Origin of the sequence: Roseivirga pacifica, from assembly GCF_900111145.1 — a bacterium.
Lineage (GTDB): Bacteria > Bacteroidota > Bacteroidia > Cytophagales > Cyclobacteriaceae > Roseivirga > Roseivirga pacifica.
Window position 1 is genome coordinate 196667 of the sequence record NZ_FOIR01000005.1, and the last position, 13018, is coordinate 209684.

The window sequence follows — 13018 nt, forward strand, 5'->3', positions numbered from 1 at the left end:
TAATAAACTCGACACGCGTGATTGGCTTGAAAAAACATTATTAGATCTATCAGTAGACTCATAATGAGTGTTACAGATATACCTGTAGCTGTTTAAAAGAGGTTACAAGAATGACCGAAAGAAGGATCCGTCATTTCTTTTAATTTTCTCAAATCTGCAAACTTGGTCGACCCCTCCGCTACAGTCGGGATGGAAAAGATGCCGCTGATACGAAGCTCAGATTTGTACCTGGTACTTTTCAGTTATTGAAGGTTTTTCTGACCTACGAATCTTACTCGTTAAACTTAACTATCGTAGAATCACAAGCTTGCCAAAGCCTTTATCAAAGGCTTTATCGGCACTAGTGTTGCGGTGGCCAAAGCTATCGCTATCGCCTCCTTTTATTTGGACGCGGTACAGGTAGGTACCATTGGCCAGTTGATCGCCAAATTCATCGCGGCCATCCCAAGCGTACTCGGTTATGTTATTACCAATCTTAATTGGCCCTAATTCGGCTTGGGTTATCTCCCTAACCAACTTACCCGATACAGTAAAGATTTGAATCTTTAATTGATCAGGAATTTGGTTACCAGTTAAGGTAAACACAAAGCGCACACTTGTGGAGAAGGGGTTCGGGTAAGGGTAGAAATTTGTAATGGTGCTGGCATCAATCACTTCGAAAGTCACTTCGTACGGCCCAACACCCGCCTGATTACCCGAGGCATCGGTAGCATTAACCGACAAGCGATAGTCACCATCTTCAAGCTTTTCCGGTTGGTACATTACCTTAAAATTCTCTTCGTCTGTTGCTGGCACAAATGTCACGGCAGGGTCGGAGAAGTTCACCCTAGTAAGCTCACAACCATCGCAGATTTGACCTAAATAAAGCTCTACTCCTGTGGTGTCCGTTTTTTGCAGGTATGGGTTATCGTCACGCATTTCTACTTGTACCAAAGGCGTAGAAGAAACAATATCGCCATCCATAATATACACGCCATCGAAAGTCACGTCCATCGATGGGCTGGTTTCATCTCTATTCACATTAAAGAATGATTCCAACACAATTCTATTGTTGCTGTAGTATTGTTCTAGCTCATCTCCCGGGTTTACAAATACTTCCAGATCATTCAGCCCAAGCTTACCCACCGTTTCAATAGGCAGTGTAAAATCCACTTCCTGCCCCGAGGCAACAGCCGGAATTTCGATTGAACTACTCACCTCTTCCCTGGAATCTTGGTTAGTGAATGTGTAACGAACGGTTAACGGACCATTAAAGTCGTAAGCAGAAATATTTCTGAATTTAAACTCGGCCTCAAAGGGCTCTCCCTCTAGCAACTGAACTTCTTGCGCCTGATCATTCTGTAGCGAAACTACGCCTTCAGGTACTCCTTGGTACGAAACCAGCCAACGATTCAACTGCCCTGGTGAGGCAGAAACTTTGTCCACCATGTTTACATATAGCCTAATGAAAGGATATGCTGTTGGATCTACTGAAGAAAGATCAACCTGCTCCATAGTAACCCCAGCAAACAGCACAGTTTCTGTCCCATCTTGACTCACACCTTTAACATCGAACACAATTTGATCTTCGCTTGGCTCCTGAGCAATTGTTTGCGTAAGCTGCCCCCACTGACTTACTGGGCCAATTGTAGGCGATTCTACATAACCACTATCTACGCTCGCAAAAATGGAGGTGCTAAAATTAATTTCGGCCTGGCTTCCGTCAGGTTCGCCACCAGCGGGTTCACCCACTATCTGTTCGGCCGTACCCTCAGCAAATCCCTTTTGCCCGAAAATAATCAATGGCTCTCCGGACCTATATGTTCCGAATCTTCCTGTAGCCGCGCCAATCCTGCCAAAATCATTAATCACATCGCTTCGCCACGATTGGTAGTTGAGCCCACCAATTGAAAAGAACAGAACATAATCCCCATCACGAACGCCATCTATATACTGATGCAAAAGGCTTTCACTTTCCGAGACCGTAATATCACTCAAGTGACTATCGGTAAACCTATTGATTACTTGTGGTGTAACTCCACAGTTAAGCGGATCTTGTACTTCTATAGACCCATCGGTGCTCAAAATAAGGTATGGAACACCACTATCTTTATTAAAAGCAATTCCATTAATTGAATTAGGCGCACACGAAAGGTTAGCCCCAGCGCTAAACAACGAACTACCATTAATATCGATGGTCATTTGCAATGGTTGACCGCCAAGCGGATGGTTGGCACCAAATGTTACCACATCTATTGCTGTTTCGGTACCCGCAAAAATCCAAGTTTCTGTATCCTCATCCTTGCTTACTGAACTCAAGTTCAATTGCTCAAACTGATCGAAAGCCGTTTGTCCCCAGCCTTCAACACCATTTTGAATGTAAGTAAAAGTAGACTCGGCCCATGGCACGGGATCGTCTACTAAATCATCTTCAAAAACCGAGCGCCAGTAATACTGAATAGTATCGTTCACAATTGGGTCCAGCAGCTCTACATCCCAAGAAGCAAAACCTTTACCGGTAAGCGAAGTTGTTTGCCTCCAAGGGCTATCAAAGCTGGCCGAGGTATCAAGCTCTACCCTAAACACTTTATCGTTCAGTTTTAAGTCGGCAGACTGCACAACAAGCGTGGCATTGGTTTCGCTAATGGTAGCAAAGTGAGATGGCGCAGTATTAAATGTACCGGTATTGGAAAAGAAGAAGCTTATCTCTGCCGTATTATTCAGCTCACTACCTTCATCCACAGCACCTTCAATATCTAAGGTCACTTCAAATTTGTTTTCCCCAAACACATCGTAACCCTGGTTGCTAATAGCGTAATAGACTGTATCGCGGTTCCTCACTGGGTCAACCATAAGCTCTGGCAGGTTAACCACAGAACCATCAGAAAGTGTTCTGCGTACATTCACGCTCACCGGCAAGTCACTTGTTCGGCCAGCGTTATTAATCACAATACCTAGGTTAAAAAATGGAGTAGATGCGTCAATCGGCTCATCATTTACCGACTGCCTGAATATATCCTCAGACCTCACAATGTAATCGACCTTATCGTGACCAAAAACGCTCAAAGCAGGGTCGCCCTGCAATACGGTTTCCTCCACCATTGCATAGTCCGTTTCATCTGGCGAAAACCCTCTAAGTTGTCTTCTTATCGCCTCTTGCTGAATAACACCGATTGGCTTGGTCATCCAAAGCGTATCGGCAAATAGGTCGTAGAAGTGCGTGGTATATTCTCTCAAAGGACCAGGATAACCTGTGTCACTATGTGCCAAAAAGTTAACCGCCCCAAGGTCTTTCGCTGCCAACCAGTTTTCTCCAAAAGACGAATAGTAGAAAATCTCTCCACCTTTACAGCCATTCACAATAAACAATGGGTAGCGCCCCGTATTATTATAACCCAAATTAGGGTCGGTTACAGCGCCAATGGAAATATCGTTAAAGGCCGAACCCGAATGACCAAAAAAGGTAACCACTCCAACACCTTTATTCACCTCTTCGGCCACGTTAATCACCTGTACGGCATTGTTATTCCTTTTAGACTTATTGGTTACCACGGCACCCAAATAGTCTTCGGATACGATCTGCTCGAAGCCTTCAATATAATTTTTAAATCTTACCAGCTCATCGGTAGATGTTCCTCCACTTAACTGAAGTACGTTTTTTGTCCAAGGCGAATCTTTTAAGGTAGCTTCCTTTTCCTTAACCTTATCTAGGTAGTTAGCCACCGATTGGGCATTGATAACCGAGAGTCTACCCACCGGATATGCTGGCACGTGCGTTTCGCCCGTAAGGCCTTCGGTGTACATAATATCGGAGCCTGGCGCCCCCATAGTTGGCACTAATTCGCGACCACTACCGGCCAGTGGATCGGACTGCCGCTGCGTACGAATATCCACCCGGCTCGACTTACCAATAATGAACAAGTATTGCGGGTCTCCATCCAAATACGCCTTTCTAGCAAACCTTCGGATGGCAAGAGGTGTGAACTCACCATAACCAAACTCATCATAAAGATCTGGTGCATCAGCATACGTAACATCAAAACTTCCACCGTTTACAGAGGCACGATAATCTATGTAAGCCTGCACTGGGTCGTCATAAGAGTTTTCAACAGCTTGCCTTAAAAATGGATGAGAAACTATCAGATACTCCGCATCACTCAAGTCCTCATATTGAAAGTTCATAGCTTCGAGCGTAACACCTCCAATAACTTTATCAGACTGCTTAAGGAAGAGCTTTCTACCCTCGGAATCATTGGCAACACCTGCTATGTAATTATTTCCGTTTTGTACTCCGGCATAACGCACCGGATTTCGGTAATCAGTGATATCGTAAAGTGCAACATCGCCAACCACATTCTCAATGGTTACTTGCACATCGGCCGCAGCACCGTAAAGGTTTATTCTCTTTTCTTGCGCCTGGGCATCAATTTCTTGCGGAAAGGTAAGGCGTAGGTAACCAACCCCTACTCTACTATCGGCAATCTCATTATAACCTACCTCTTCAACGCGAACAAATAGCTGTCCTGCCTCCACACTGCTCCACTCAATTTGCTGTTTTACCAAACCAAAATTGCTGTAGTTAAGCTCAATATTCTCTCTGAAAGGTGTATAGGTATCGAGGGAAGTTCCTACAAAAACGGACGTTCTGTGCAGCACATTATTCAAGCCAATTATCTGGACTGAAAGCTCCGGCTTTGCATAACTTTCAACTGGCAAAACAATATCCTCAAGCAGGTAATCGATGTAATAAACATCATTCTTTATACCATACTCACTTTGAATAATGTGCCTTCCCACAAAGGTTTGCCCTCTATCGTAAAGTGATCGTTTGGTTTCGGCATTTACATTTCCAATTGGGTAGTACTGACCAAAGCTGAATTGATTCGTCATCACACGAAGGATTTCTTCTCGGTGAACCGTGGTGTTTTGCAAACCCGCGGTTGCAATGTTCCTGTTCTGAATTCTTAGACCAGGTGTATTGGCTACGGTTAAAAAGAATGCCGTAGTGTCTGAAAAGAGGTTGTAAAAAGTATTCGCTTGGTCCTGACTTCTGTAATACAGCTCGGTGTCTTGTGTTCCGTCATTTTTACGACCGTAAAAAAGCAAGTAATCTTCTGCATCGAAAGAGCCGTCTGCCAAGCCCACCTCTTCAATAGCCACTTGTTCCCCACGATGAAACAGCTGAATATTGGCCACATTTACTGTAGCCGGATCTATACCCGCAGCCATCAAATCATCACGGCCGATCTTATGAAAATCATCGGTGCCAGTTTTGATCTTATAGTACTGCAAACTATAGTCAATCCATTCGTTGCCGAGTTTCTGTGCACTTAAGTTAGTGACCAAAATCAAGCCCAATAAAACCGCAAACAGTTTATTCATCCTTCTCCTTTCGTGGTTTTATTCTTCGTTTGTCTTTAGCATAAATACCTGGCAGTTTTTCCAAAGAATAGGTAATGGAAAACACATGTGAATAAGGCGACTCAGCCACATTGCCAATATCGGTAAGCGCATAATCTATCGTAAAATCTTCCAGCTTTAAGCCTACTCCCATGTTTGGTTGAAAGCTCCAAAAGGTTTCATCAGAAGTAACATCACCTGTTGTAAACTCTTTTACGCGCTGAAAATTGCCAATCCCCATGCGCAGGTAATACTTCTTTTCATAGTCGAACTCAAAGCCCATTTGCGGATCAATGGAAACCGCTCTCGATTTCACCACGGTATTTCTTCGGCCGTCAAACGTAAACACCACATCTGCCGATGCCAAAGCACCAATCTTCTTGTTTATCTGAAACTTTCTGGCTGCACCTGCAATCATTTTTGGCAAGGTAAGCTCCAAAGAGTTACTCGGAATCTCATTATTGGTTTGGTTGAATACTTCGCGCAGTTCCTCACTATTTATGGTCCACGCATTAAAGGTGGTAGTAATATCTCTTAGCATTAGACCAAAGTCCCAATCATTGTAGCGATACTTGGTAGAAATATCAGCTCCAAATCCCCATGCATGGGCAAAATCCCCCACTTTTCTTCTTACCACTTTTATGCTCACTCCAAAAGTAAGCCCTCCTCCTTCTGCAAAATTATCCCCCGAAATAAAACTCACTCCCCTAGCATAGGAAAACACAAAAGCCATATCGGCTGCAGAGAAAAAGTTAATGTTATCGTAGTTAATTCTTCCGTTGGAATCGAATAGCAAACGGGTATCAGGTATATCGTCAATTCCCAAGCGAATCATGGCCAATCCGATATGGCTATCGGTATCAACTGCCATGGCCGCTCCAATGTAATCGTAGTTGGCTACCCCGGCAAAGTACGCTGCATGCTGAAAAGAAAACTGGTAGCGATGCTCTATATCGGTGAGTGCAGCGGGGTTCCAGTAAACTGCAGTTACATCATCTGTTATAGCAGTAACCGCATTCGACATGGCCAAGGCTCTCGCCCCCACACCAATAGCCAAGAATTCATTGCTATACTTGGGTGTCTCCTGAGCTTGTGCCTGTGGTGCCGACAAAAATAGAGGGATGAATAACACCCCTATTAATAAGTGGAATACTTTGTTTTTCACGCGATTCTTCGAACAATACTACACATCAGGCTAAAGTTCACCTACCCAAAGCAAGCTTAATTTTACTACCCAACAGTATTCGGAAGTAAATATTTTCTTAGGTCGCAAATTTCTGCATTCTAAGCTGCAAAACAAGGGATTATGCCATATTCTGGAAGCGCACATCTATAACAAGGTAATATTTTTTATACAGTACTATGCAACACATAGTACCTTCTTTCGTATGTTTGCATATAGAACAAGGTCAACTCTCAATAAATAGAAAAGAGTATGAAGTTAGAAAACACTCAAATTCAGATGCGAAAAGGCATACTTGAGTTCTGCATTTTGCAGATCATCTCAAGAGGCGAGGTTTACGCATCTGACATGCTGGAAGAATTAACTTCGGCAAAAATAATGGTAGTAGAAGGCACCCTCTACCCACTGCTTACCCGCCTAAGAAAAGCCGGGCTGGTAGACTACAAATGGGTAGAATCTAATTCGGGGCCGCCACGCAAGTACTACACCATTACCAGTGCCGGTAGTGAGTTTTTAGCCAGCCTAAAAACAACCTGGCAAGAGTTGGTCAACTCAACATCTCAAATCATCTCAAACAACAATTCTAAGTAGGCCATCATGAAAAAGAATATAAGCATAAACATTAGTGGTATCATCTTCCATATAGAGGAGGACGGTTATGATACGCTTAAAAAATACCTCGATTCCATTAACAAATATTTCGCGACTTACGAGGACAGCGAGGAGATTGTGGCGGACATTGAAGGGCGTATTGCTGAACTCTTTTTAGAAAAGCTGCAAGATGATAAGCAGGTAATTTCCTTTGAAGACATCAAAGAGTTGATGGAAACCATGGGTGAAGTTTCGGACTTTGAAGCCATGGAAATGGATGAAGCTTTTGCTTCGAACATCGGTACAGAAGAAAAAGAAGCGCCCAAAGGTCAAAATCAACAAAAGAGGCAAAGCTACTCTTCGAACAGCGCAAATAGTAATAGCAAAAAACTAGAACGCGACACCAAGCGCCAACTTATTGGTGGGGTTTCGGCTGGTTTAGCGCACTATTTCAACACCGACCCAATCTGGATTCGTGGTTTGTTCATACTAGCAACAGCTACTGGACTGTCTATCATTGCCTACATTATTCTCTGGATAGCCTTGCCGGGCAATGATGATTTACCAGAAGATGAATCGGTGCGAAAGCTTTATCGCGACCCGGACGATCGGGTGCTGGGTGGTGTAGCCGCTGGGCTCGGAAACTACTTCCGCACAAAACCGCTGGTGTTTCGGATCATATTGCTGCTCCTATTCTTCGGGTACGGTACCGGTCTATTATTCTACATTGTCCTTTGGATCATCATGCCAAAGGCCAATTCGCTTACAGACCGCATGCAAATGAAGGGGCAAAAAGTGACCCTTTCAAACATTGATTCTAACATTAAAAAGAACAAAGAAGAAGAGCTGAACCCAAAGGGCGAAAACACCTTTACCAAAATTTTGCTCTTCCCTTTTCGCTTAATCGGTAGAATATTTTCGGGCATTGGTCGTGCCCTTGCACCACTTATGCTCTTTTTGGTAGGAGTAATTCGTGTATTCACCGGAGCAATTGTTTCTATAGTGGGGCTTTCCGTAATGATATCCCTAATTGCTACGGCTGGCGTACTATTGGGCTTTTACAATAGTGATTTTCTATTGATAGATTCAGACCTCACTTACTTTCCGCACGAAGTATTCCAGAACACACTACCAGGAATTGGTGTGGTGTTCATTTTGGCCTCGGTATTCATTCCATTCCTTTATATATTCTTGGCAGGCCTAACCATTATTGCCAAGCGTAGGGTTATGAGTACGGCTTTTGGTTGGAGTTTGCTGGGCTTTTGGTTTATCAGTATTCTTGGCTCTTTTGCTGTAGTACCAAATGTAGTAAGAGGCTTTAGGGATGAAGGTGTTTTCCGCGAGTCAGAAAGCCTAACTATTAGCGCAGACACGTTGCACATAGGCGTAAACAACACCAAGTATGTGGAATATGACGATCGCAGAGACCGCGTAATTTACCGCGATGACCACAACTCTTGGTATTCAGAATTCACCGATTTGGATTTGAGGCCAAGTGAAGACGGCCAATACAGCATAGAAAAACGTTTCTGGTCTAGGGGTAGAAATGTACGCGATGCAGAACGGAATGCCGAGGATGTAGATTACAGTTACCAATTAAATGGTAACACCATCAACTTCGATTCGGAAATCACTTTCCCTCGTGGCACTAAGTTCTACTTTCAAGAGGTTGATGTTGACTTCTACATCCCAATAAACCAGCCTTTCACAATCGATAGAGATGCACGCTGGATAATGAGCAACTTCAACAGACGTCTTTCATGGTATCAGATATCGCGCAATGTTTGGATGTTCAACGAAGACAAAGAACTGATTTGCATTAGCTGTGAAAACGAAGAAAAAACGTCCGAAAGAATTGACAACGAAAGTAAGTCGGCCACTACAGATGCTTTCAATTCGATTAGGGTTAGAAGGGGCATGCAAGTGACTTTGGTGGAATCTGATGAACACAAGGTAACATTTGAAGGACCTGAGTTTATGCTAAACGATGTAAAGTGGAACAGTGAAAATGATGAACTCACAGTGGACATAGAGGATAACTATAGCCAGGATTGGTCACGGGTTAAGGTTACCATTGAAGCTCCGGTGATAGACCACATTACGCTTAGCAATGGTGCAGAATTGAACTACAATGCCGATAATGCCGACCTGCTTATTCTAAATGCATCAGGCAACTCAAGAGCAAACCTACGTGGCGAAATTGGCCAACTAGAGCTCTACTTGCTTGGCCGAGCTAGAGTAGACATGACAGCAACGGTTGACGAACTTACCATAGAGGCAAACGAGAACACCCGGGTTTATGGCTACGATGCCGAGGTTAACTACGCAAAAATAGACTCAGAAGCCGAGGCGCGAATCAGGCTGACGGTTACGGAACACCTTACGGCCGATGCCTCTGGTTTTTCCTCTATTCGCTACAAAGGCGAGCCAACTTTAGAAATAAAAGACAAAAGCACTAGTGCAAGCATAAGCAAGTACTAGTAGGTATTAATCAAAATAAAATAATAGGCGCTTGATTCTTATTGAGCGCCTATTTTATTGATAAGCAATCATTTAAGCTTATTTTTACATTAAAGGCACTCCTATTGGAAAAATATTCTCAATAGGGATGCAACTGTTTTCATCATTCACTCATCTACCGTGTGAGTCAACCAAAACATGCTCAAAATTAAACGGTCAACAGCGGAAGAGAAGCTCATAGAAGCTTGTCGAAAAGGAGAAAGCAAAGCACAACGTCATATTTACGAAAAATATGCACCGTTAATGTTTGCTGTATGCCGCAGGTATGTGCAAGAAGTGCACGAGGCCGAAGATGTATTGGTTACCGGATTTACCAAAGTATTTCAAAAGATCGATCAGTTTAAAGCTGAAGGAAGTTTTGAAGGCTGGATAAGGCGCATAATGGTTAACCAAGCGCTTACCCATATTCGGAAAAACAAGAGCATGTATTTGGAAGTGGAGATTGAAAAGGCAGAACGCGAACCCGATTACAACCAGCTACAAAACAAGTTGGAAGTAGAAGATCTACAAAAACTAATCGATCGCCTGCCAACAGGTTACAAAACCGTTTTCAACCTCTATGCCATTGAAGGCTATTCGCACAGAGAGATTGCCGAACAGTTAGACATTAGTGAGAATACTTCTAAGTCGCAGCTGAGCAGAGCAAGAGTTCATTTACAAAAACTCTTGGTTGAGGCAGAGAATTTTATGAATGATAAAGCATTGAGAAATGAAGGATAATAAACTTGATGAGCTTTTTAAGCAAGGTCTGCAAGACCACAAGCTCACCCCACCTTCGGCCGCTTGGGACCGCATTGAAGCCAATGTTGCTCCGAAAAAATCTAAAAGAGGCTTTTACATACTGAGTATCGCAGCATCCATATGCCTTGTATGCGTAGCATCTTGGCTATTTGTACAAAACTCACAAAACAGTGACAGCGAGCTTACCGCTAAAACGGAGGCAACCACTCCAAAAGTGGAAGCCGATACCAAAGCAGCAAATGCGACTGATGCAGCGGAAGAGAAAGAAGAACAAAACGCTATTCAGCCAATTGCACCAGCAACCCAACAGGTTTTGGTCGCGCAGCAACAAACAAAGCAAACAAAGGCTGCTCCATTCAAACAAGATCCTTCTTTGATTCAACCGTCATTTGAAGGATCCCAACGTGTGCTCATCGCTTCGCTTGAGCCTGCTCAACTACAAGCCCGCAACGCCAAACCAGCACTTAAGTTCAGTATTTTAATGAATAGCAGGGTGAGCGAGTTTGTAACCGCATCATTCAAATACACAAACGATGAGTCGCTTATGAACAAAAAGAAGTTCTCGCTTATGAACGGAATTGTTTCTGTAGCCAAAGGAGTAAACGAAGGTACCAAGGCAATTTCTGAAATGAGAAAATCTAAAATAGAATTCGTGAATAGTGAACTCAAGTATGGAGCTGATGAACAGCAAGCCCCTGACGAACTGGAACAAAGACAAGAAAAATAAAACAACTCAAATTATCTGAAAATGAATACTTCAACTAAACTAACAGTAGTGCTACTATTGGTCGTGGTTAGCATTACTTCCCTGAAAGCTCAAGATGGGCTTTTACAGCAGAAAAATTGGTTAGCAGCCAACTCCTCATCCGATTTGCTCAAAGCAAGCTATGCCAGCAACACTAGCTGGGAAGAAAAGCAAGCAATGGTATCGGAAGAGTGGCAACCAACCCCAGCCCCTGCTCCGCATATCGATAAGTACTATCCGCGCAGAGGCACAGACAACTTCATTAATGTTTACGTAGGGCTAAATAACTATTTAGAGGACGACAAAATCCCGAGCAGCAACTCACTTTACAGCTTGGATCCAATCAACTCTTGGTACTTAGGCCTTAACCTAGACAATGTAACACATGTACTGGGGCCGCTTTACCTAGACTGGGGCTTTGGCTTTAGCTGGCAAGAGTATGGTTATCAAAACACCAGAACCCGAATTGACAAAGGTGACAACAGCATCACTTTTTATGAGGAAATGGACATAAGCGGAAGAAAAAGTAAAATGACCGTAAGCTACTTAAACGTACACATGGTGCCTACTTTCTCGTTTGGCCGTTACCGTTCGTTCCGCGTTGGCTTCGGTATGTTTGCCGGCTACAGGATTTATAGCCAAGTAAAATACAAGTATGATGACGTTGACGGCAACAAGCAAAAAGACAAGTACAAGGACAACTACTACATTAACCAGTTTCGCTACGGTTTCCGTGGCACCATCGGCTGGGACTTCTTCGACTTGTTCTTTAATTACGAAATCACAGAGCTGTTCGAAGATGATGTAACAGCACCAAGACTTAACCCTATCAGTTTCGGGGTAATATTCTAAACAGCAAACTCAAACAATCATGAAACAACTCAGATACATTTTGTGCTTAGTCCTGTTGGTCGCAGGACTTCAAAGCGCAAACGCCCAATGGAGATGGGGCAGAAACTTTGATTACGACAGATTAGACACCGTAATCAGTATTCCGAAATACAACGGCAACGAACTATTTATTGACGATGACGACTTCTACTTGCGTGTAGGCTTTTTAGGCCTGGAACTAGAAATAGAAGACGACTGGGACAGAGACTGGCGATACGACAGACGCAGAAGCAGGTTCAGAAATATTGAATACTATCAGCGTCACGATCATGGGACCCTTCGCGGTTTAGACTTTGAAATAGGCCTAAACAACTACCTAGAAGATGGAGACTTCCCCTCGTCAAGCGATTTGTATCGTGTAAAGCCAATCAATTCCGTATATGTGGGCTTAATGTATAACCACACTACCTATGTTTCGGGGCCTTTGTACCTCAACTGGGGTGGTGGCTTAAACTGGTACAACTACAAGTTCGAAAATGCTGCGACACGCATCGATTCAAACGGCAACCAACTTTCATTTATTGAAGACACCGATATTTCGAGCGCCATAAAAAGTAAGCTGAAAGTAACTTACCTTACCTTCAAGGCCGTGCCTATGTTCGACTTTGGTAGAGGCAAAAGGCTGGTACGCGAGTACGAAGAAGGCGATGTACGTGTAGCCATTAGCGCACAGCGAGGCTTTAGAATTGGGGTTGGCCCTTACGTGGGGCTTAGACTAGGCAACAAGGCCAAGTACGTTTACAAAAATGATAGTGGCAGACAGAAAGACAAAGAAAAGGACAGCTCTTATGTAAACGATTTCCGCTACGGGTTACGCATGCAAATGGGCATTAACCGCTTCGACATGTTTGTAAGCTACGACTTCAACACATTGTTTGAAGATGGCCAAGGACCAGCCCTAAATCCAATTACAATTGGGGTAACTTTCTAAGCTTAACTTATAAAAAACTTAAGGCACCCTTTCACCA

General features: G+C 43.5%; 8 protein-coding genes. 6 read left to right on the top strand and 2 right to left on the bottom strand.

Annotation, left to right across the window (positions count from 1 at the left end):
• Positions 1-288 precede the first annotated feature (288 nt).
• Together porU2 and BMW98_RS19585 are read right to left on the bottom strand one after the other, a co-directional pair.
• The gene (porU2, locus tag BMW98_RS19580; protein ID WP_090261076.1) at positions 289-5361 is read right to left on the bottom strand and encodes a putative type IX secretion system sortase PorU2; all 5073 of its coding nucleotides are present in this window, start codon (positions 5359-5361) and stop codon (positions 289-291) included.
• Positions 5354-6544 carry a putative type IX sorting system protein PorV2 gene (locus BMW98_RS19585; protein WP_476727119.1) on the bottom strand — a complete coding sequence of 397 codons (1191 nt, stop codon included), beginning with the start codon at positions 6542-6544 and terminating at the stop codon, positions 5354-5356. The genes porU2 and BMW98_RS19585 overlap by 8 nt, the downstream gene beginning before the upstream one ends.
• 270 nt (positions 6545-6814) lie before the next feature.
• Here BMW98_RS19585 and BMW98_RS19590 point away from each other — a divergent pair, with 270 nt between their 5' ends.
• From BMW98_RS19590 to BMW98_RS19615, 6 genes are all read left to right on the top strand, one after another.
• The gene (locus BMW98_RS19590) at positions 6815-7153 is read left to right on the top strand and encodes a PadR family transcriptional regulator (RefSeq protein ID WP_090261078.1); all 339 of its coding nucleotides are present in this window, start codon (positions 6815-6817) and stop codon (positions 7151-7153) included.
• Between the two features lie 6 nt (positions 7154-7159).
• On the top strand, positions 7160-9634 hold the full coding sequence (locus BMW98_RS19595) for a PspC domain-containing protein (RefSeq protein ID WP_090261079.1): 2475 nt from the start codon (positions 7160-7162) through the stop codon (positions 9632-9634).
• 177 nt (positions 9635-9811) lie between these two features.
• Positions 9812-10393 (top strand): RNA polymerase sigma factor, encoded by a 582-nt coding sequence (locus BMW98_RS19600; protein WP_090261081.1) that lies wholly within the window; start codon positions 9812-9814, stop codon positions 10391-10393.
• Positions 10383-11141 (top strand): hypothetical protein, encoded by a 759-nt coding sequence (locus BMW98_RS19605; RefSeq protein ID WP_090261083.1) that lies wholly within the window; start codon positions 10383-10385, stop codon positions 11139-11141. The genes BMW98_RS19600 and BMW98_RS19605 overlap by 11 nt, the downstream gene beginning before the upstream one ends.
• Positions 11142-11162: 21 nt before the next feature.
• The gene (locus BMW98_RS19610; RefSeq protein WP_090261085.1) at positions 11163-12011 is read left to right on the top strand and encodes a porin family protein; all 849 of its coding nucleotides are present in this window, start codon (positions 11163-11165) and stop codon (positions 12009-12011) included.
• A 19-nt stretch (positions 12012-12030) separates the two neighbouring features.
• Positions 12031-12981, top strand: coding sequence for a hypothetical protein (locus BMW98_RS19615; protein ID WP_139177714.1), 951 nt, complete (start codon positions 12031-12033; stop codon positions 12979-12981).
• Positions 12982-13018: the final 37 nt, after the last annotated feature.

Bases quoted from the DNA above. Each gene is read 5' to 3' on its own strand.
- porU2 (WP_090261076.1), bottom strand. From the start codon at position 5,361: ATGAATAAACTGTTTGCGGTTTTATTGGGCTTGATTTTGGTCACTAAC.
- BMW98_RS19590 (WP_090261078.1), top strand. From the start codon at position 6,815: ATGAAGTTAGAAAACACTCAAATTCAGATGCGAAAAGGCATACTTGAG.
- BMW98_RS19595 (WP_090261079.1), top strand. From the start codon at position 7,160: ATGAAAAAGAATATAAGCATAAACATTAGTGGTATCATCTTCCATATA.
- BMW98_RS19600 (WP_090261081.1), top strand. From the start codon at position 9,812: ATGCTCAAAATTAAACGGTCAACAGCGGAAGAGAAGCTCATAGAAGCT.
- BMW98_RS19605 (WP_090261083.1), top strand. From the start codon at position 10,383: ATGAAGGATAATAAACTTGATGAGCTTTTTAAGCAAGGTCTGCAAGAC.
- BMW98_RS19610 (WP_090261085.1), top strand. From the start codon at position 11,163: ATGAATACTTCAACTAAACTAACAGTAGTGCTACTATTGGTCGTGGTT.
- BMW98_RS19615 (WP_139177714.1), top strand. From the start codon at position 12,031: ATGAAACAACTCAGATACATTTTGTGCTTAGTCCTGTTGGTCGCAGGA.